The sequence below is a fragment of the Streptomyces sp. NPDC096040 genome, assembly GCF_040303265.1.
Lineage (GTDB): Bacteria > Actinomycetota > Actinomycetes > Streptomycetales > Streptomycetaceae > Streptomyces.
The window spans coordinates 15,995-36,937 of record NZ_JBEOTA010000010.1 but is presented as its reverse complement, the minus strand read 5'-3'; the positions used below and the strand labels follow the sequence as shown (position 1 = coordinate 36,937).

Sequence of the window (20,943 nt, the reverse complement as noted above, 5' to 3'; positions counted from 1 at the left end):
GTCCCCCGCTATGCACGACACGCGGCGGCGAACGATGGTTGTGCGCTTACCCCCGCCTTAGCGACCCAGACGCCCGCGCACCATACCCACGAGGGAGTTGAGCTCCTCGATCCGCATGCGGCGCGCGCCGACATAGAAGACGACGAGCAGTACGGCTCCGCCGGCCAGCAGCGCGGCGAGGGAACCGATCACGCCCTGACCCAGAGTGTGGCCGATGCCGTAGCAGGCCGCACCGCTGAGCAGAGCCGCCGGTACGGAGGCGATGCACAGCCGCGCGTAGGTGCGGGTGACCTGGGAGCCGTCCAGGTCGCCGCCGAGCCGCTTGCGCAGCCGCTTCCAGGCGACACCCACGCCGATCGCGTAGGCGAGGCCGTAGGAGACGGCCATACCGGCCACCGCCCAGCGGGCCGGGAGCAGGACGTAACAGGTGACCGAGGCGCCCGCGTTGACCGCGGCGACGATGACCGTGTTGTAGAACGGGGTGCGGGTGTCTTCGTAGGCGTAGAACGCGCGCAGGACGACGTACTGCACCGAGTAGGGGATCAGGCCGAGGCCGAAGGCCATCAGCATGAACCCCATGTTGGTGGCCTCGCTGGTGCCCGAGGAGCCGAAGATCAGGGTGCACATCGGGATGCCGAGTGCCACGAAGCCGAAGGCGATGGGCACGATCGCCACGGCGGTCGTCCGCAGGCCCTGGGAGATGTCGTCGCGGACGGCGCCGGTGTCGTTCTCGGCGGCCGAGCGGGAGATCCGCGGCAGCAGGGCCGCCATCAGGGAGACCGTGATGATGGCCTGCGGCAGGCCCCAGATCAGCTGGGCGTTGGCGTAGGCGGCGAAGCCGGTGCCGTCGACCGGGGATTTCTTGCCGGCCGAGGTCGACAGCTGGGAGACGACGAGCGCGCCCGCCTGGTTGGCGAGGACGAAGAGCACGGTCCACTTGGCGAGGGTGGCGGCCTTGCCGAGGCCGTGGCCCCTCCAGTCGAAGCGCAGCCGCAGCCGGAAGCCGGTCTCGCGCAGGTAGGGGATCATCGCCAGGGCCTGGACCACGAGACCGAGGAGCACGCCGAGGCCGAGCAGCCGCTGGCCCTCCGGCGGAATGCTGGTGACCTTCATGCCGGAGTGCGCGGCGGTGCCGTACACCCAGATGAACAGTCCGAGGGTGACGATGATGACGATGTTGTTGAGGACCGGGGTCCACATCATCGCGCCGAACTTGCCCCGTGCGTTGAGGATCTGACCCATCACCACGTGGATGCCCATGAAGAAGATCGAGGGCAGGAAGTAGCGGACGAAGGTGATGGCGACGTCGTTGGCCGCCGGGTCGCTGGCGACCGAGTTGGACAGCAGGCGGATCAGGAAGGGCGCGGCCGCGATCGTGGCCGCGGTGAGCAGGCCCAGCGCCACCATCACGAGGGTCAGCAGCCGGTTCGCGAACGCCTCGCCGCCGTCCTCGTCCTCCTTCATGGCCCGCACCAGTTGTGGCACGAAGACGGAGTTGAGGCCGCCACCGACGGTCAGGATGTAGATCATCGTCGGCAACTGGTAGGCGACCTGGAACGTGTCACCGAGCAGACCCACGCCCAGCGCGGAGACGATCAGCGCGGAGCGGACGAAACCCGTGAGACGGGAGACCATCGTGCCCGCCGCCATCACGGCGCTGGACTTCAGCAGCCCGGAGGCGCGCCCGCCCTTCTTGGCCGCGGGGGCCGAGGGCGCTGCGGGTGCCGCCGAAGTGGCGGGCACTGGTTCGGCGACGGGGGCCTCGGCTGTGGAAGGGGCCTGCGGGAACTGGGGAGCCGGGTACTGGGGAGCCGCGTACTGGTTCTGTGCGGAGGGGACCTGTGGCGTCGGCGGGTACTGGCCCGAGGGCGGTGGGTACTGGCCGGCGGGGGGCGGGTACTGGCCCGCCGGGCCGGGGACGGACCGGGGGTCCGTCTGCGGGTTGCCGCCGCCCTGCTGCTGGTCCCGGAACAGGTGCGCGAAGGCGTCCGGCTCGTGGCGCTCCTCACCGGAGTGCGTGACCAGATCGTCCACGCCCACGAACTGGGTCGTGCGCGGGTTGTCGCCGTAGGGCAGGTACTGGGTAGGTCCCTCCGGCTCCGGCGCCGGGGTCTGGGCCCACACATGCGGGTCGGGGGCGTACGGCGACTGTGCGGGCTGGCCGTACAGCGGCTGCTGCGGGTACATGCCGGGGGGCGGCGGGGGGTGCGCGGCGCGGTCGTAGAGCGCCTCGGCGACCGGGTCCTGGGCGGAGAGGTCCTGGGCCCGGTAGGGGTCCTGGTCGTAGGCGTCCTGGAGGTACATGTCAGCCGCGTGCTGCGGCGGGACCTTGCCGGCCTCCGGCGGCGGCTCGGGGTAGCCCGAACCGGCCGCGCCCTGGCCGCGTTCACCGTCGTACGGCGCGTTCATGGTTACCCCACCTCATCGTCCCGGGCCACACCGGCCACGACATCGCTCAACGGTCCACTCTCTCACCCGTCCCGGACGGGTCGGCGCTTTCCGGTGCGGTGTCCGGTGTCGGGTCACTCGGCTGCTCCGGGTCGTCTGCCCCGGAGCGGGCCTCGGACTCTTTCTGGAGACGATCCTCATGTGGGTCGGAGTTCCCCGGCCGGCCGGTGTCCTCGGGACCCTTGGCCTCCGGGGTCTCGGGGGTCTGCGGAGTCTCCGGGGTGTCCTCGCCCGCCTCGTCGGGACCGTCGCCCTCCTCGGCCCGGCGGGCGGCCGCCCGCTTGCGCTGGGTGTACATCCGGAACCCGGCGAGCACCAGCAGCAGCACACCGCCGCCGATGACCAGCATCACCGTGGGCGTGACCTCGGTGACCTTCACGTCGAACTGGACCGGAGCGCCGTACTCCTGGCCGTCCTCGGTGTAGAGCTGGGCGATGACCGCCACCCGGCCGTTGGCGTTGGCCGACGTGGAGAACTTCACGGACTGGGTGTGGCCGCCGGAGACCGCCACCGGCTGCTCGTAGTAGGCCTTGCCGCCGATCTCCAGTCGGGTCGGCATGGTCGAGGTGAGCCGCAGGACGAGGTGGTCGACGCCCTGGACCAGGTTGTTCTGGACGGTCACCGGGATGGTGGCACTGCGGCCGGAGAGCTTGGTCTCGGACTTGTCGATCAGCTTGACCTGGTCGGTGAGGCTGTCGAGCCAGGACTCCACGCTCGTGCGGAAGCTGTCGGCCTCGCTGCCACCGCCCCGCCACGACGTGGACATCTCACGGTTTATGGCCCGCCCGAAGGGGGTCACGACCCGGGACTGGTTGGTGAGGATCACCTGGAAGTTGTCGAGCTTGTCCTGGGTGCGGGCGATCTGCTCGAAGGCCGTCCTGGGCAGCTCCTGCTTGCGCAGCGAGGAAGGGTAGGCGGACGACGAGGGGATCTTCGTGGTCGCGCCGGGGTCGGGCTTGTCCTTCGTCGCCGCCGCGAGGTCCTGGGACTGCGACCAGTTGCCGTCCTGCAAGGCGGTGATCGCCGTCGCCATCGCCTGGGCCTGGCTCGCCGACGGCATCCGCTGCGGGGCGACGACGATACTGCGTTCCTTGTCGGTCTGGGTGTTCAGCGCCAGGCTCTGGGCCAGAAACCGCTGCACCGCAAGGGTGGTCGCGTCGGCCTTCGTCAGATCGCCCTGGAACGCCGTGGACAGTCGCGCGTCCGCGACCACCGCCGTCGTGCCGCCACCGATCGGACGCGCCGCCGAAGGCGTGTAGGACAGCCCGCCCGTCTCCTGGACGCTGTCGCTACGGGCGATCACCTTGTCGGCGCCCGCCGAGGTGGCGACCTTGATGATCGACGGGTCGACGGCGCCGTTCACGGGCCAGGCGAAGTCCGTGCTCGGTGTGACATGGAGCACAGTCTCCACCGTGGTGGCGGCGACGTCGGTGGCGTCCTTGAGGTGACTCAGCGAGCCGGTCACGCTGGTGCCGTTGTGGGCGAGGGCGGCCAGGTCCGGGTCTGCGAAGGGAAGGGCCACGACCTCCTTGTCCGCCACCGCGTCCTGAAGGTCGGCCAGGAACTGCTTGGCCACCGCCTGATGGGTGCCGGCCGTGGTGCTGTCGCCGGCGCCCTGGATCCGGTAGCTGCGGGTCATCGCGTCCACGGAGGCCAGCAGATCCGGGTCGATCACCCAGGTGACGTCCAGGTCCTTGCCGAGCGCCAGCATCTGCGCCAGCCGGCCGCCGGGCGAGATCTCCTTGGCGAGGTCGTCATTGAGGAAGACCGGCGTCTGCAGCTCGCCCGCGCCCGTCTTCGCCGTCACATGGACGGTGGAGATCAGTGGCCACAGAAACGTCGTCCTGGTCCTTGTATCGGCCTCGGAGGACTGCCACGGCAGGAAAGTCCGTTGGATGCCGAGCACCTGGTCCCACGGCTGCGCGGACGTCTGGCCGGACAGCGAGACACCGAAGGGGTACACGCCGTCCTGGCCGAGATCGAGCTTGTCGACCGGCACGGAGATGCTGAAATGCTCGGCGACCCCCGAGGGGAGCGAGTCGAAGTCCTCGGTGTACTTGCCGCCGACCGCGGTGCCGAGGCTCGACTGGAGGTCGTCGGGGTGCCGGGCGGCAGAGTCGATCGCGGAGCGCGTGCTGAGCTGAGAGCCCACACGCAGGTCCACATGGGCGCCTGTGACGGCCTGCTTGCCGTTGTTGGTCACCGTGCCGGAAACCGTCAGCGTGTCCCCGTCGCTGGGGGCGCTGGGGCTGAGCGAGTCCAGGGCGACGGACACCGTGTCCGAGTCGGCCGCCTGCGCCGGTACCGCGGCAGGCAGCTGCACCAGTGCGGCCAGCAGAGGCGCACCCGCGAGCAGTGCCCCGGTGCGCCGCAGCCAGCGACGGGCAGGTGAGGGCGTCCCCTGGAAGTCTGCCGCCTCGGCCACGCGCTCGTCCGTCCCTCGTCATCGTCAGTGGTCGTCGGAATGTGCGTCCACGCATGGTAACGAGGCGCGCTGAGCGGAAGTGCCGCGGTCTGCCCCACAAGATCAGGGCCGCAGAACGACCCGTCCCCTATATCCAGTATCGTCAGGAGACTCATGTAAGCGACGAGGGCTGCGCTTGTGCGGGTATGGAGTGAGCTGTCCCACTCCCCATATACGGAGTCCTTGTGTGGGTCGCTGCGGGAATATGGAGGCGCTTCGAGCCGCTCGGGGCACGTACCCTGTTCTGTTGTGCCGAACGCCAATGAAGACACTTCTCCCTCTGCCCTGAGCCAGGCGCAGCAGCGCGCGGTGAGCGAACTGCTGCGGGTGGCGCCCGTCGCCGACGACCTCGCCCGCCGATTCCAGGAGGCAGGGTTCTCCCTTGCCCTGGTCGGCGGCTCGGTCCGCGACGCGTTGCTGGGCCGGCTCGGCAACGACCTGGACTTCACCACCGATGCCCGCCCCGAGGACGTACTGAAGATCGTCCGGCCCTGGGCGGACGCCGTCTGGGAGGTCGGTATCGCGTTCGGCACGGTTGGGGTACAGAAGGACGCCCGCGTCGGAGACGCTGTGAGACCCTTCCAGATCGAGGTCACGACCTACCGATCCGAGGCGTACGACCGCACTTCACGCAAGCCCGAGGTGTCGTACGGCGACTCCATCGAGGAGGACCTCGTCCGGCGTGACTTCACGGTCAACGCCATGGCGGTGGCACTGCCGGAGAAGGAGTTCATCGACCCGCACGGCGGGCTGGAAGACCTGACGGCTCGGGTGCTGCGCACGCCGGGGACGCCCGAGGACTCCTTCTCCGATGACCCGCTGCGGATGATGCGGGCCGCCCGCTTCGCCGCCCAGCTCGACTTCGAGGTGGCGCCCGAGGTCGTCGCCGCGATGAAGGACATGGCCGGACGTGTGGAGATCGTCTCGGCCGAGCGGGTCCGGGAGGAGCTGAACAAGCTGATCCTCTCCGCCCACCCCCGCAAGGGACTGACGCTGCTCGTCGACACCGGCCTCGCCGACCACGTCCTGCCCGAGCTTCCCGCCCTGCGCCTGGAGAGCGACGAGCACCACCGGCACAAGGACGTCTACGACCACACGCTGATCGTCCTGGAACAGGCCATGGAGCTGGAGGACGACGGCCCCGACCTCACCCTCCGCCTCGCCGCGTTGCTGCACGACATCGGCAAGCCGCGCACCCGTCGCTTCGAGAAGGACGGCCGGGTCTCCTTCCACCACCACGAGGTCGTCGGCGCGAAGATGACCAAGAAGCGCATGACGGCTTTGAAGTACTCCAACGAACTGGTGAAGGACGTCTCACGTCTGGTCGAACTCCATCTGCGCTTCCACGGCTACGGCACCGGGGAGTGGACGGACTCGGCGGTCCGCCGTTACGTCCGTGACGCCGGCCCCCTGCTCGACCGTCTCCACAAGCTGACCCGATCCGACTGCACCACCCGTAACAAGCGGAAGGCAGTGGCGCTCTCCCGTGCCTACGACGGCCTGGAGGAGCGCATCGCTGACCTTCAGGGACGGGAGGAGCTCGACGCGATCCGCCCGGACCTCGACGGCAACCAGATCATGGAGATTCTGGGAATCCGGCCCGGCCCGGAGGTCGGCAAGGCCTACAAGCACATGCTGGAGCTCCGGCTGGAGAACGGGCCGTTGGAGCACGACGCTGCGGTGGCCGCGCTCAGGGAGTGGTGGGCCGAGCAGGGCTGAGTGCGGGAGCGGGTCATGTTTCACGTGAAACATGACCCGGCCCGGGATACAACGAGGGGCGATGTTTCACGTGAAACATCGCCCCTTTCGCTGCTTCCTTACTTCAGGCGGCCCTTCAAGCTGCCCTCACGCAGAACGGGAACGAGTAGCTGCAGCTCGAGGTCCGGCCCCGTGCTCAGCGGCGTTCAAAGCGGGCCATGGCCGCCGCAACCGCCGCGTAGATGAAGGCGACGGTGATGACGAGAGGCGCGGAGCGACCGTCTGGTGGGAGCATCAGGGCGGCGACACCGGCGGCCCCCACGAAGGCGACGTTGAAGAGCACGTCGTACACGGAGAAGATCCGGCCGCGGAAACCGTCGTCGACGGACGACTGGACGATGGTGTCCGTGGCGATCTTCGCGCCCTGAGTGATGAGTCCCAGGACGAAGGCGGCGACGAGCATCGGCACCGTTGTGAACGGGAGGCCCAGAGCGGGCTCCAGTATGGCGGCGGACACGGCGCACATGACGATCCAGCGCCCGGGGCCGAGCCGCCCCGCGGTCCACGGCGTCACCACGGCCGCCGCGAAGAATCCCGCGCCGGACATCCCCAACGCCAGCCCCAGCAGTCCGAGCCCGTCGTCCGGGTCGGAGGAGAGGGCGTAGCGGCACAGGATCAGCACCAGGACGAGCAGGGCGCCGTAGCAGAACCGCATCACCGTCATGGTGAGCAGCGCCCAGGCCGCCTCGCGGCGCCGGGGCGCCGCGAGGTGCCGTATCGCCTCCAGGAGGTCGCGTGCGGTGGTGAGCACAGCCGTTCCCAGCCTCGGCTGTGCCGGATGCCGGTCCGGGCCGAGGAGCCCGGGGGCCATGGTCAGCGAGGTGAGGGCCGCGGACAGGTACAGCGCTGCGCCCAGCAGCACGACCGCGGCATCGGAGTCCGAGGCCAGCAGCCGTACGGCGAAGGCGAGTCCGCCGCCGGCGGTCGCGGCGAGGGTTCCGGCGGTCGGGGACAGGGAGTTGGCCAGCACCAGACGGTCGGTGTCGACCACGCGCGGGAGGGCGGCGGACAGCCCCGAGAGGACGAAGCGGTTGACGGCCGTGACACACAGGGCGGAGACGTAGAAGAGCCAGTCGGGGACATGGCCGGCCATCAGGCCGGCGGTGACCGCGGCCAGCAGCGCGCGCAGCAGATTGCCGTAGAGCAGGACTTGGCGGCGGCGCCAGCGGTCCAGCAGGACGCCGGCGAAGGGGCCCACGAGGGAGTACGGGAGGAGCAGGACCGCCATGGCCGAGGCGATCGCGGCCGGTGAAGTCTGCTTCTCCGGTGAGAAGACGACGTAGGTGGCGAGCGCGACCTGGTAGACGCCGTCGGCCCCCTGGGAGAGCAGGCGGACGGCGAGCAGGCGGCGGAAGTCCCGCAGGCGCAGCAGGACACGCAGGTCGCGGACGACGGGCATGGGGCACAGCCTCACACACGGGGAAAGTCCCCGGGTCGGGGGACCCGGGGACTCTCACAGCCCTGGCAGGAGCGTTTTTTGCGAGCGACGGGACGTCAGCGCTCGACGTCGCCGCGGATGAACTTCTCCACGTTCTCGCGGGCCTCGTCGTCGAAGTACTGGACCGGCGGGGACTTCATGAAGTAGCTCGACGCGGAGAGGATCGGGCCGCCGATACCGCGGTCCTTGGCGATCTTCGCGGCGCGCAGGGCGTCGATGATGACACCCGCGGAGTTCGGGGAGTCCCAGACCTCGAGCTTGTACTCCAGGTTCAGCGGGACGTCACCGAAGGCACGGCCCTCCAGGCGGACGTAGGCCCACTTGCGGTCGTCGAGCCACTGCACGTAGTCGGACGGGCCGATGTGCACGTTCTTCGCACCGAGATCCCGGTCGGGGATCTGGGAGGTGACGGCCTGCGTCTTGGAGATCTTCTTGGACTCCAGGCGCTCGCGCTCGAGCATGTTCTTGAAGTCCATGTTGCCGCCGACGTTCAGCTGCATCGTGCGGTCCAGGACGACACCCCGGTCCTCGAACAGCTTCGCCATGACGCGGTGCGTGATGGTGGCGCCGACCTGCGACTTGATGTCGTCACCGACGATCGGGACACCGGCCTCGGTGAACTTGTCCGCCCACTCCTTGGTGCCGGCGATGAAGACCGGGAGGGCGTTGACGAAGGCGACCTTGGCGTCGATGGCGCACTGGGCGTAGAACTTCGCCGCGTCCTCGGAGCCGACGGGCAGGTAGCAGACGAGGACGTCGACCTGCTTGTCCCTGAGGGTCTGGACGACGTCGACCGGCTCGGCCTCGGACTCCTCGATGGTCTCGCGGTAGTACTTGCCGAGGCCGTCGAGGGTGTGGCCGCGCTGGACGGTCACGCCCGTGCTCGGCACGTCGCAGATCTTGATCGTGTTGTTCTCGGAGGCGCCGATGGCGTCCGCCAGGTCGAGACCGACCTTCTTGGCGTCCACGTCGAACGCGGCGACGAACTCGACGTCCTTGACGTGGTATTCGCCGAACTGGACGTGCATCAGGCCGGGGACCTTGGACGCCGGATCGGCGTCCTTGTAGTACTCGACTCCCTGCACCAGCGACGCGGCACAGTTGCCCACGCCGACGATGGCTACGCGCACCGAACCCATTCCGGTTGCTCCCTGTGTGTACGAGTGAGGCCCTGAGCGGGTCTCACGTGGCGGTGTCGTCGGGCAAATCCGGCCGGGTCTCCCCGGACCGGGGCAGGTTGCCCGACGCTCCATTGATGGTGTTCTGCTGAGCGGACCCCCCGGAAGCGGGACTCTTCATGTCCCGCCCGGCCCGCTCGCTCTCGATGAGCTCGTTCAGCCAGCGCACTTCGCGCTCCACGGACTCCATCCCGTGGCGCTGGAGCTCAAGCGTGTAGTCGTCGAGGCGCTCCCGGGTCCGTACCAGCGAGGCGCGCATCTTCTCCAGGCGCTCCTCCAGCCGGCTGCGGCGGCCCTCCAGTACGCGCATCCGCACATCGCGCGAGGTCTGCCCGAAGAAGGCGAACCGTGCCGCGAAGTGCTCGTCCTCGTAGGCGTCGGGGCCGGTCTGGGAGAGGAGCTCCTCGAAATGCTCCTTCCCTTCGGCCGTCAACCGGTAGACGATCTTGGCGCGGCGGCCGGAGAGCGGGGCGGCCAGGGCGTCCTCGGTGGTGTTCCCCGGTTCCTCGATCAACCAGCCGTTGGCGACCAGCGTCTTGAGGCAGGGGTAGAGCGTCCCGTAGCTGAACGCCCGGAAGACGCCCAGGGACGTGTTGAGCCGTTTCCGCAGCTCATAGCCGTGCATCGGGGATTCGCGGAGCAGGCCGAGTACGGCGAACTCAAGGATGCCGGACCGTCGGCTCAAGGTCGCCTCCTCTCGTCTCTGACTCTGCTTATCTCGCTCTGATGTATCGGCTCGATACATCCCGACGATAGATCGGCCATCCCGGTGGGACAAGAGGAGAGACGGTGAACGGGATCACATCACCGATTCGTAGTAGGCAACTTGCCTGATTTGGGGTGAACTTCGGGGCTCGGCGGGTTTTGGTGGTGCGTAGTCTGTGCGGCATGCACACCACCGGGAACCGAGTGACGCCTGGGGGGCGTCCCTGTCCCCGGTGCAGTACGGGTGAATGCAGGACCGACCACATCCGTACTTCGGGGGGACCGGAAACCAGCCGCCGTTTCCAGGCGCGCACGGGTGCGCCTGCCCGAGGAGTAATCGTTCGATGAGCGAGCACCGTCGCAAACCGCCGCAGCCGCAGGGAGGCGGACGTGCCGCGGCCCGACGCGGCCAGTCCGACCCGTCCTCCGGCCGCCGGGCGGCCCCGCGAGGCGCCACCGGGTCTCCTTCCGACTCCTATGGGTCCCGTTCCTACGGGTCGGATTCCCAGGACTCGGGGGGTGAAGAGCGCCCCTACGGCGGCCGAGCCGAGGCACGCCGGGCGGCGCAGAGGAACACCGGAGGCCGCCGCAGAACGGCCGACAACGGAAGTCGCGGTCCGGGTGGTCCTGCCGGGCCGGGACGTGGCAGAGGCAGGGCGTCAACGGCGCCCGGCAAGAAGCGCCTCATCGACTACCCCAGGGCGAACAGATTCGGCTGGCGCCGCTGGGTCCCCTCCTGGAAGCTCGTCTCCGGGCTGTGCATCACCTTCTTCGGCAGCCTGGTGGCACTGGTCGGTGTCGGATACGCCATGGTGGGCGTCCCGGACGAGAACACCGCGGCCAAGTCCCAGAACAACGTCTATTACTGGGCCGACGGCAAGCAGATGGTCGCGACGGGCACCGGCATCAACCGACAGAACGTCACCATCGACCAGATCCCCGAGGCGATGCAGTACGCGGTGATCTCGGCTGAGAACAAGAGCTTCTACACGGACCCGGGTGTGGACTTCAAGGGCATCGCCCGTGCTCTCGTCAACATGGCCCAGGGCGGTCAGACGCAGGGTGGTTCGACGATCACCCAGCAGTTCGTCAAGAACACCTACCTCAGCCAGGACCAGACGATCACTCGTAAGTTCAAGGAGATGTTCATCTCCGTCAAGGTGGGCACCAAGTTCACCAAGCCGGAGATCCTCCAGGGCTACCTCAACACCTCGTACTTCGGTCGTGGGGCGTACGGCATCCAGGCCGCCGCCCAGACCTACTACGGCGTGGACGCGAAGGAGCTCAAGCCGAGCCAGTGCGCAGTCCTGGCAGCCCTCCTCAAGGGCGCGACGTACTACGACCCCGCGGGCAACCCGGACATCGACATCGCGGCCAGCAAGGACGCCAACTACAAGCGCTCCCACGACCGCTGGGCCTGGATCCTCGAGGAGATGCACAAGGACCAGCACCTCACGGACGCCCAGTACCAGGAGGCCATCAAGAAGTACCCGATGCCTCAGGGCCGCAAGGCGACCAAGGGGATGACCGGCCAGATCAGCTATCTCGCCGACACGGCCAAGAAGTACGTCCTCGCGCATTCCGACATCACGGAGGCGCAGTTCGACCAGGGCGGCTTCCAGATCTACACGACCTTCCAGAAGGACAAGGTCAACGCGTTGAGCGCGGCCGTGCAGAAGGTCCAGAAGGCGCGTCTGGATCCGAAGAACCGGGACAAGGACAAGAACGTCCAGTTCGGTGCGGCGTCGGTGGTGCCCAAGGACGGCGCGATCGTCGCCCTGTACGGCGGCGCCGGCTACGAGAACAACCACTTCACCAACAACGCCGACACCTCGGGTGTCCCCGTCGGTTCGACGTGGAAGCCGTTCGTCCTGGCCGCGGCCATGCAGTACGGGACGTACAAGACCGACGGCCAAGGTGTCTCGCCACTGAGCAAGTACAACGGCAACGACCATCTCAAGGTGATGAACGAGGACGGCAGCTACGTCCTGAACAAGGACGGCTCGACGTTCTTCCAGAACAACGAGAGCAACCACGCCTGGGGCTACATCACCCTCCGCAAGGCGATGGAGCAGTCGATCAACACGCCGTTCGTGCAGCTCGGCTGGGACGTCGGGATGTCGCACGTGAGGGACGTGGCCAGCCGGTCCGGCATCCTGGACAGCAGCTTCGCCACTCTCAACCCGTCGTTCGCCCTCGGTACGTCGACTCCGAGCGCTATCCGCATGGCCGACGCCTACGCGACCTTCGCCGCCTCCGGCCAGCATGCGGACCCGTACTCGGTGACCGAGGTCAAGCAGGACGGAAAGGACCTGGACGGCTTCACCAAGCCGAAGGTGACCAGGGCGGTCCCCGAGGACGTCGCGAACAACGTCACGGACACCCTGGAGAACGTCATCGAGAACGGTACGGGTACCAACGCCAAGGCCCTGGGCCGTACGGCGGCGGGCAAGACCGGTACCACCGACAGCAACAAGTCGGCCTGGTTCGTCGGCTACACCCAGCAGCTGGCGACCTCGGTGGCGATGTTCCGTGAGGACCCGAAGGACGCCAAGCTGCTCTCCATGAACGGCACCGCCGGCGTGGCATCCATCCACGGTGGTGACATCCCGACCTCGGTGTGGACCGAGTACATGAAGTCCGCGCTGAAGAACACCAACGACCTGGGCTTCCCCGAGGCCACCAAGATCGGTGAGATCGCAGACGAGGCGGGCGCCCCGTCTCCGACGCCGTCCCCCAGCATCACCCCGAGCGAGACGCCGAGCGAGACGCCGAGCGCCACGCCCAGCGAGACGGCCACCTCGCCGTCACCCAGCGCGAGCGAGACCTGCCAGTTCGCCTGGAACTGTTCCACCAACGGTGGTACCGACTCGGGCAGCACGGGAGGCACGACGTCGTCGTCGCCGTCGGCGACGGCGACAACCACCGACGGGACCACCAGAGGCAGCGCCAACGGCGGAGGAAACCTCTTCGGTGGGTCGGGCGGCTAGCCGCGCGGTCTGACCGGCTGGTGACCAATTCGCCCGCCGAAGTGTGTTTCACGTGAAACATGGGCCGCCGCATCCGACCAGGTGCGGCGGCCCTCGGCGTATTCCTAGAGAGGTACGGCAGGATGGGCCCCATGCCCAGTGCAGAGACGACGCCCGCGGGCGTGCGCGAGCCGGAGCCGGTGCGGCCGACCAGGGAAGACAAGGTCGCCGCGGCCGGTAGTGAGCTGTTCGGTGGCCCTGTCGGGCGGCGTGCCCTGATCGGGACGTCCTGGTGGACCCCGCTACGGGTCGTGGTCCTCGTGGCGATCGGCATGTTCGCGCTGGGCCTGATCCAGAAGGTGCCCTGCTACGACGGCGCCTGGTTCTTCGGCGCGAGTTCCCAGTACACCCACGCCTGCTACTCGGACATTCCGCACCTCTACCAGGGGCGGGGCTTCGCCGACGGTCTGGTCCCGTACTTCGACAAGCTCCCCGGTGACATGGACTACCTCGAATATCCGGTGCTGACCGGTGTGTTCATGGAGGTGGCCGCATGGCTCACGCCGGGCAGTGGCAGCATCCAACTCCAGGAGCAGGTGTACTGGTTCGTCAATGCCGGGATGCTGATGATCTGCGCCGCCGTCATCGCGGTGTGCGTGGTCCGTACCCACCGCCGGCGCCCCTGGGACGGCCTGCTGGTCGCTCTCGCGCCCGCCTTCGCGCTGACCGCCACCATCAACTGGGACCTCCTGGCGGTCGCTCTGACGGCCGCGGCGATGCTGATGTGGTCCCGGAGCCGTCCCCTCGCCTTCGGCGTCCTCCTGGGGCTTGCTACGGCCGCCAAGCTGTATCCCGTGTTCCTGCTGGGGCCGCTGCTCCTGCTGTGCTGGCGCGCGGGGAAATGGCGGGAGTTCTTCGTCGCCACGGGCGGTGCCGTCGTCGCCTGGCTCGTTGTGAACCTGCCGGTGATGATCTTCGCCTTCGACGGCTGGTCGAAGTTCTACACGTTCAGCCAGGAACGGGGCGTCGACTTCGGCTCGTTCTGGCTGATCTGGGCGCAGAACACGACCACCCCGCCCAGCACCGGCTTCGTGAACAACGCGGCGATGGCCCTGGTGGTGCTCTGCTTCCTGGGTATCGCCGCTCTGGCCCTCACCGCCCCGCGCCGGCCGCGTTTCGCGCAGCTCGCCTTCCTGGTGGTGGCGGCCTTCATCCTCACCAACAAGGTCTACTCCCCGCAGTACGTCCTGTGGCTGGTGCCGCTGGCCGTGCTCGCCCGGCCCAAGTGGCGGGACCTCCTGATCTGGCAGGCGTGCGAGGTGGCGTACTTCCTGGGGATCTGGATGTACCTCGCGTACACGACCAGCGGTGACGCCCACAAGGGCCTGCCGACCCACGGCTACCACTGGGCCATCGCCGTGCACCTGCTCGGCACGCTCTACCTCTGCGGGATGGTCGTACGGGACATCCTCATGCCCGAGCGGGACGTGGTGCGCCGCTCCGGTGACGACGACCCCTCGGGCGGGGTGCTGGACGGTGCGGAGGACGTCTTCGTGTTCGGGGCGGCCGCCCATCCCCCGCGCCACGCCGCCCACTTCGAGGGGCCGCACGTGGAGTGGGGCAGTCGTTCCTCCGAGGACAGTTCGCTCTGAGCGAACGCTCCAGGTCAAGGAAAGGGCCGTACAGGGAACTCCGTGTACGGCCCTTCCGGAGTTCTGGGAAACGTCAGCGGTCCACGATGCGGTCGAACTGGGTGGTGGTGTGCCGCAGATGGGCCACCAGCTCCTCGCCCACCTTCGGCTCCGGGGCGTCGGACGGCACGAAGAGGATCGACACCTGCATGTGCGGCGGCTCCGCGAACCAGCGCTGCTTGCCGCCCCAGACGAACGGAGAAAGGTTCCGGTTCACCGTGGCCAGGCCGGCCCGTGCGACGCCCTTGGCGCGCGGCATGACGCCGTGCAGGGCTTTCGGGGCCTCCAGGCCCACCCCGTGCGAGGTACCGCCCGCCACAACCACCAGATAGCCGTCCGAGGCCGCCTTCTGCTGCCGGTAGCCGAACCGGTCGCCCTTGGCGACGCGGGTGACGTCCAGGACCGCCCCGCGGTACTCGGTGGCGTCGTGGTCCCCCAGCCACAGCCGGGTGCCGATCCGGGCCCGGAACCGGGTCTGCGGGAACTGCTGCTGCAGCCGTGCGAGTTCGTCGGCCTTGAGGTGGCTGACGAACATCGTGTGCAGCGGCAGCCGGGCCGCGCGCAGCCGGTCCATCCAGCCGATGACCTCCTCGACGGCGTCCGAGCCGTCGGTGCGGTCCAGCGGCAAGTGGATGGCGAAGCCCTCAAGCCGGACGTTCTCTATGGCCGAGTGCAGTTGCGGCAGGTCCTGCTCGCTGATGCCGTGCCGCTTCATCGTGGACATCACCTCGATGACCACGCGCGCGCCCACCAGGCCGTACACGCCGTCGATCGACGACACGGAGCGGATGACCCGGTCGGGCAGCGGCACGGGCTCCTCGCCGCGCCGGTACGGTGTCAGCACCAGCAGGTCGCCGCCGAACCAGTCCTTGATGCGCGCGGCTTCATACGTCGTACCGACGGCCAGGATGTCCGAGCCCAGACGCGTGGCCTCCTCAGCCAGCCGTTCGTGCCCGAAGCCGTAGCCGTTGCCCTTGCAGACCGGGACGAGGCCCGGGAACTGCTCCTGCACATGCTTGTGGTGCGCCCGCCAGCGCACGGTGTCGACGTAGAGCGTGAGCGCCATGGCCGGACCTGGGACCTTTCTGGGATGGCTGGGGTGTGTCAGGGCTATAGAAGCACGGAGCGTGACGTCAGCGGCGCGACATGTAGATGTCGAGCGCCTTATGGAGCAGCTTGTTCAGTGGGAAGTCCCACTCGCCGAGGTACTCGGCCGCCTGGCCACCGGTGCCCACCTTGAACTGGATCAGGCCGAAGAGGTGATCCGTCTCGTCCAGCGAGTCCGAGATGCCCCGCAGGTCGTAGACGGTGGCGCCGAGCGCGTAGGCGTCGCGCAGCATCCGCCACTGCATGGCGTTCGACGGGCGCACCTCGCGGCCGATGTTGTCCGAGGCGCCGTAGGAGTACCAGACGTGGCCGCCGACGATCAGCATGGTCGCCGCGGACAGGTTCACCCCGTTGTGCTGGGCGAAGTACAGCCGCATCCGGTTGGGGTCCTCGGTGTTGAGGGCCGTCCACATGCGCTGGAAGTACGACAGCGGACGCGGCCGGAAGTGGTCGCGCGCAGCCGTGATCTCGTACAGCCGCTGCCACTCGGCCAGGTCCTGGTAGCCGCCCTGGACGACCTCGACGCCGGCCTTCTCGGCCTTCTTGATGTTGCGCCGCCACAGCTGGTTGAAGTTCTTGTGGACGTCTTCCAGGGAACGGTTCGCCAGCGGCACCTGGTAGACGTAGCGCGGCTGCACGTCACCGAAGCCTGCGCCGCCGTCCTCGCCCTGCTGCCAGCCCATCCGGCGCAGCTTGTCGGCCACCTCGAAGGCACGCGGCTCGATGAAGTCGGCCTCGATGTCGCGCAGCCGCTTCACGTCCGGGTTCTGGATGCCGGCCTTGATGGAGTTGGCTTCCCAGCGCCGGATGATCACCGGCGGGCCCATCTTCACGGAGAACGCGCCCTGCTGCTTGAGGTGGGCCAGCATCGGCTGGATCCACTCGTCGAGATTCGGCGCGAACCAGTTGATGACCGGGCCCTCGGGGAGGTACGCGAGATAGCGCTTGATCTTGGGCAGCTGGCGGTACAGCACCAGGCCCGCGCCGACCATCTCGCCGGTGCGGTCGTCGAACCAGCCGAGGTTCTCCGAACGCCACTCCGCCTTGACATCGGCCCATGCCGGGACCTGCATGTGGCTAGCCGCCGACAGGCTCTGGATGTACGCCAGATGCTGTTCGCGGCTGATGGTCCTCAGGGTCAGGCTCATGTCGGGGCGCTCCTCGGGCTGGTGTGTCCCCATGGGTACAGGGGCTCCGGCTCTCGCGCCGAAGCCTACTGCGCCTCGCCCGTGGCCCGACTGGGCGTACACCACCTACGCCCCGGCTCCCGTGCGGCCGGGGCGTTTCGCGGTGGTGTGGGAGGTGTCCGAGGCCTACCCGAACAGGCCGCCGTGCGCCATACCGATGAAGAAGCCGATGCCCGAGGCACCGAGACCCAGGATCAGACCGAAGCGTTCGCGCGTGGTGATCGAGACCCACTGCCCGTACAGGCCGGTGAACATGCCGATCAGACCGGTCCACGAGCTGAGCAGGTGCAGGCCGTGGAAGAACGACGTGATGAAGGCGATCAGCCCGAGCGCCAGCGTCACTGCCATCAGGGAGTCCTGAAGCAGATGGGTCTTGCCGTCGCTGGCGAACAGGGATCCGGCGGTGTTGGGTCGCAATGCCTGTGCCATAGGGCACCTCCTGCGGAAGACGCGCATCGTAGCGCCGTACACACCCGATGTGTACAGATTGAGGGTCACGGCGGCCGGATTTCAACCGGAAGCAGGTGTGCGGGTAGTCTGTACCGTCTGCACCGGTGTCTGCCCAGGCCCGCGGCCGGGGATCCCGAGGGAAGCCCCCCGTATGTCAGTGGCGGCCGATACCGTTGCGCACGCATCACAACCCTCCTGCCACGGAACGACCGTGGCCGCTGAGTCCAAAGGAGGTGGGTTCCACATGCGTCACTACGAGGTGATGGTCATCCTCGACCCCGATCTGGAGGAGCGCGCTGTCGCCCCCCTGATCGAGAACTTCCTCTCCGTCGTCCGTGAGGGCAACGGCAAGGTGGAGAAGGTCGACACCTGGGGCCGTCGTCGTCTCTCGTACGAGATCAAGAAGAAGCCTGAGGGCATCTACTCGGTCATCGACCTGCAGGCCGAGCCTGCGGTCGTGAAGGAGCTCGACCGCCAGATGAACCTGAACGAGTCGGTCCTCCGGACCAAGGTCCTCCGTCCCGAGACCCACTGAGCTCCCAGCTCAGCTGATCTCGGGCTTCGAGTAGCAGCAAGCAGCCAGCAGCAAACCCGCCGAGAGGTTCCCCCATGGCAGGCGAGACCGTCATCACGGTCGTCGGCAATCTTGTCGATGACCCCGAGCTGCGCTTCACCCCGTCCGGTGCGGCGGTCGCGAAGTTCCGCGTCGCGTCCACTCCCCGCACCTTCGACCGCCAGACGAACGAGTGGAAGGACGGCGAAAGCCTCTTCCTTACCTGCTCGGTCTGGCGTCAGGCGGCGGAGAACGTCGCCGAGTCGCTCCAGCGAGGCATGCGCGTCATCGTGCAGGGCCGGCTGAAGCAGCGGTCCTACGAGGACCGTGAGGGTGTCAAGCGCACGGTCTACGAGCTGGACGTCGAGGAAGTCGGCGCCAGCCTGCGCAGCGCCACGGCCAAGGTCACCAAGACCGCCGGTGGTGGCGGCCGCGGTGGCCAGGGCGGTTACAGCGGCGGCGGTGGCGGCCAGGGTGGCGGCGGCTGGGGCGGTGGCTCCGGCGGCGGCCAGCAGGGCGGCGCTCCCAACGACGACCCCTGGGCCTCCGGCGCTCCCGCCGGCGGCGGCAACCAGGGTGGCGGCGGCTGGGGCGGTGGCTCGGGCGGCACCAGCGGCGGTGGCGGCGGCTACTCGGACGAGCCCCCCTTCTAAGGGCAACGGGCTCGCATCCACTTCTTGATCACACAGGAGAAACACCATGGCGAAGCCGCCTGTGCGCAAGCCTAAGAAGAAGGTCTGCGCGTTCTGCAAGGACAAGGTCCAGTACGTGGACTACAAGGACACGAACATGCTGCGGAAGTTCATTTCCGACCGCGGCAAGATCCGTGCCCGCCGCGTGACCGGCAACTGCACGCAGCACCAGCGTGACGTCGCCACGGCCGTCAAGAACAGCCGTGAGATGGCGCTGCTGCCCTACACCTCCACCGCGCGATAAGGGAAGGGTGACCGACATATGAAGATCATCCTCACCCATGAGGTCTCTGGCCTCGGTGCCGCCGGCGACGTCGTCGACGTCAAGGACGGCTACGCTCGCAACTACCTGATCCCGCGGAAGTTCGCTATCCGATGGACCAAGGGTGGCGAGAAGGACGTCGAGCAGATCCGTCGTGCTCGGAAGATCCACGAGATCCAGACCATCGAGCAGGCGAACTCCGTGAAGGCCCAGCTCGAGGGCGTCAAGGTCCGTCTGGCCGTCCGCTCCGGCGACGCCGGTCGTCTCTTCGGTTCCGTCACCCCGGCCGACGTCGCCTCGGCGATCAAGGCTTCCGGTGGCCCCGAGGTCGACAAGCGCCGCATCGAGCTGGGCGCGCCGATCAAGACGCTGGGCGCCCACGAGACCTTCGTGCGTCTGCACCCCGAGGTTGCCGCCAAGGTCAACATCGAGGTCGTCGCAGGCTGACGCTGTGCTCGGCTTGAGCAGTAGCTGAAAGGGGCCGTACCCGTGAGGGTGCGGCCCCTTTGACTTGCCGACGATGGGCCGGGGCGGCGGGTGTTTCACGTGAAACGTGGCGGCTCGCGGTGTTTCACGTTTCACGTGAAACAGTCGGTGGGGCGAGCCGGTCAGCGCGTTGCGCCCGTCACGATCCAGCGGCCCGAGCGGGTACGCAGCCAGAGGGTCAGCATCCGCGTGGCCATCATCAGGGTCATGGCTCCCCAGAGCGCCGCGAGCCCACCGCCGAAAGCGGGGACCAACAGCGCCACCGGCGTGAAGACCGCGAGGGTCACGACCATGGCCCCGGCGAGATACAACCCGTCTCCGGCGCCCATGAGGACGCCGTCGAGGACGAAGACCACGCCGGAGATCGGCTGGGAGAGCGCCACGATGAGCAGGGCAGGCAGTGCGGTGTCTTTCACGGAGGGGTCACTGGTGAACAGCGGGAGGAAGAGCGGCCGAGCGGCCACCACGAGCAGGCCCAAGAGGACCCCGGTGGCGATGCCCCACTGGACCATGCGCCGACAGGCCTCACGGGCGCCGGCAGTGTCACCCGCGCCGAGATAGCGGCCGATGATCGCCTGCCCGGCGATCGCTATCGCGTCCAGGGCGAAGGCCAGCAGACTCCACAGCGACAGCACGATCTGGTGGGCGGCAATGTCGGCATCGCCCAGCCGGGCCGCGATCGCCGTGGCGATCATGAGGACGGCCCTGAGTGAGAGCGTCCGGACGAGCAGAGGTGCGCCGGCCTGTGCCGAGGCCCGTATCCCGGCGGTGTCGGGGCGAAGGGACGCGCCGTGCCTGCGCGCTCCCCGTACGACGACGGTCAGATAGACCGCTGCCATCCCGCACTGGGCGATGACGGTGCCCCAGGCGGAGCCTGCGATGCCAAGTTCGGCGCCGTAGACAAGCCCGGCGTTCAGCCCGGCGTTGGCGACAAAGCCCGCGACGGCGACGTACAGCGGGGTCCGGGTGTCCTGGAGGCCGCGCAGAACGCCCGTGGCGGCGAGCACGACCAGCATGGCTGGGATTCCTAGTGAGGAGATCCTGAGGTAGGTCGTCGCGTAGGGTGCCGCGGTGGCCGAGGCCCCGAAGATGTCCACGATGCCGGGTGCCAGAGGCAGAACGACGGCGATGACGCCGGCACCGAGCAGCAGCGCCAACCAGATGCCGTCCATGCCCTGACGGATGGCCGCCTGGAGATCGCCAGAGCCGACCCGGCGGGCGACGGCCGCCGTGGTGGCGTAGGCGAGAAAGACGAAGACGCTCACGGCGGTGGTGAGGAGTGCCGAGGCGACCCCGAGACCAGCGAGCTGTGCGGTGCCGAGATGGCCGACGATCGCGCTGTCGGCCATGACGAAAAGCGGCTCGGCGACGAGTGCGCCGAAGGCCGGGACGGCCAGTGCGACGATCTCTCGGTCGTGCCGACGTCGGGTGGCCTCGGGGACCGGGGGAGCCTGGGACATGGGCACTAATCTAATCGTCCACAGGTAAGAGATGCAATTGCATACTGACCCTTACTTAGGCGGGCGGGGCCCGTGCTTTCGCGCATCGTTCGAAG

The 20,943-nt window shown here is 68.2% G+C and carries 16 protein-coding genes; 7 read left to right on the top strand and 9 right to left on the bottom strand.

The window, feature by feature from the left end; translation table 11 throughout:
* Positions 1–57: 57 nt before the first annotated feature.
* Together murJ and ABTY98_RS15220 are read right to left on the bottom strand one after the other, a co-directional pair.
* Entirely contained in the window at positions 58–2,409 is a 2,352-nt protein-coding gene (gene murJ / locus ABTY98_RS15225) for a murein biosynthesis integral membrane protein MurJ (RefSeq protein ID WP_352221375.1), read from the bottom strand.
* Positions 2,410–2,455: 46 nt separating this feature from the next.
* On the bottom strand, positions 2,456–4,873 hold the full coding sequence (locus ABTY98_RS15220; protein ID WP_352221374.1) for a DUF6049 family protein: 2,418 nt from the start codon (positions 4,871–4,873) through the stop codon (positions 2,456–2,458).
* Between the two features lie 288 nt (positions 4,874–5,161).
* On the opposite strand from ABTY98_RS15220, the gene ABTY98_RS15215 reads away from it, so the two are divergent.
* Positions 5,162–6,631 (top strand): CCA tRNA nucleotidyltransferase, encoded by a 1,470-nt coding sequence (locus ABTY98_RS15215; protein WP_352221373.1) that lies wholly within the window; start codon positions 5,162–5,164, stop codon positions 6,629–6,631.
* A 175-nt stretch (positions 6,632–6,806) separates the two neighbouring features.
* On the opposite strand, the gene ABTY98_RS15210 is transcribed toward ABTY98_RS15215, so the two are convergent.
* From ABTY98_RS15210 to ABTY98_RS15200, 3 genes are all read right to left on the bottom strand, one after another.
* Entirely contained in the window at positions 6,807–8,069 is a 1,263-nt protein-coding gene (locus ABTY98_RS15210; RefSeq protein WP_352221372.1) for an MFS transporter, read from the bottom strand.
* 95 nt (positions 8,070–8,164) lie between these two features.
* Positions 8,165–9,247: an inositol-3-phosphate synthase gene (locus ABTY98_RS15205; protein WP_352221371.1), complete on the bottom strand. Its 1,083-nt coding sequence runs from the start codon at positions 9,245–9,247 to the stop codon at positions 8,165–8,167.
* A gap of 43 nt (positions 9,248–9,290) precedes the next feature.
* Positions 9,291–9,971: a PadR family transcriptional regulator gene (locus tag ABTY98_RS15200; protein WP_352221370.1), complete on the bottom strand. Its 681-nt coding sequence runs from the start codon at positions 9,969–9,971 to the stop codon at positions 9,291–9,293.
* 364 nt (positions 9,972–10,335) lie between these two features.
* Between ABTY98_RS15200 and ABTY98_RS15195 the strand changes: the two genes are divergently transcribed.
* Positions 10,336–12,981, top strand: coding sequence for a transglycosylase domain-containing protein (locus tag ABTY98_RS15195; RefSeq protein WP_352221369.1), 2,646 nt, complete (start codon positions 10,336–10,338; stop codon positions 12,979–12,981).
* Between the two features lie 131 nt (positions 12,982–13,112).
* Positions 13,113–14,612: a glycosyltransferase family 87 protein gene (locus tag ABTY98_RS15190; RefSeq protein WP_352221368.1), complete on the top strand. Its 1,500-nt coding sequence runs from the start codon at positions 13,113–13,115 to the stop codon at positions 14,610–14,612.
* A 73-nt stretch (positions 14,613–14,685) separates the two neighbouring features.
* Here ABTY98_RS15190 and ABTY98_RS15185 read toward each other — a convergent pair whose 3' ends face one another.
* From ABTY98_RS15185 to ABTY98_RS15175, 3 genes are all read right to left on the bottom strand, one after another.
* Positions 14,686–15,717, bottom strand: a complete 1,032-nt coding sequence (locus tag ABTY98_RS15185) for an alanine racemase (RefSeq protein ID WP_352221367.1) — start codon at positions 15,715–15,717, stop codon at positions 14,686–14,688.
* 67 nt (positions 15,718–15,784) lie between these two features.
* Positions 15,785–16,906, bottom strand: a complete 1,122-nt coding sequence (locus tag ABTY98_RS15180) for a lipid II:glycine glycyltransferase FemX (RefSeq protein ID WP_352221365.1) — start codon at positions 16,904–16,906, stop codon at positions 15,785–15,787.
* A 165-nt stretch (positions 16,907–17,071) separates the two neighbouring features.
* Entirely contained in the window at positions 17,072–17,374 is a 303-nt protein-coding gene (locus ABTY98_RS15175) for a hypothetical protein (protein ID WP_352221364.1), read from the bottom strand.
* A gap of 265 nt (positions 17,375–17,639) precedes the next feature.
* Between ABTY98_RS15175 and rpsF the strand changes: the two genes are divergently transcribed.
* The 4 genes from rpsF to rplI all read left to right on the top strand — a co-directional run bounded on the left by rpsF (position 17,640) and on the right by rplI (position 19,349).
* Positions 17,640–17,930, top strand: a complete 291-nt coding sequence (gene rpsF / locus ABTY98_RS15170) for a 30S ribosomal protein S6 (RefSeq protein ID WP_005482942.1) — start codon at positions 17,640–17,642, stop codon at positions 17,928–17,930.
* 74 nt (positions 17,931–18,004) lie between these two features.
* A complete protein-coding gene (locus ABTY98_RS15165; RefSeq protein ID WP_352221363.1) occupies positions 18,005–18,601 on the top strand; it encodes a single-stranded DNA-binding protein in 597 nt (198 codons plus the stop codon).
* A 46-nt stretch (positions 18,602–18,647) separates the two neighbouring features.
* Positions 18,648–18,884 carry a 30S ribosomal protein S18 gene (gene rpsR / locus ABTY98_RS15160; protein ID WP_006381652.1) on the top strand — a complete coding sequence of 79 codons (237 nt, stop codon included), beginning with the start codon at positions 18,648–18,650 and terminating at the stop codon, positions 18,882–18,884.
* A gap of 18 nt (positions 18,885–18,902) precedes the next feature.
* The gene (gene rplI / locus ABTY98_RS15155; protein WP_352221362.1) at positions 18,903–19,349 is read left to right on the top strand and encodes a 50S ribosomal protein L9; all 447 of its coding nucleotides are present in this window, start codon (positions 18,903–18,905) and stop codon (positions 19,347–19,349) included.
* Between the two features lie 161 nt (positions 19,350–19,510).
* Here rplI and ABTY98_RS15150 read toward each other — a convergent pair whose 3' ends face one another.
* On the bottom strand, positions 19,511–20,848 hold the full coding sequence (locus ABTY98_RS15150; protein ID WP_352221361.1) for an MATE family efflux transporter: 1,338 nt from the start codon (positions 20,846–20,848) through the stop codon (positions 19,511–19,513).
* Positions 20,849–20,943 lie beyond the last annotated feature (95 nt).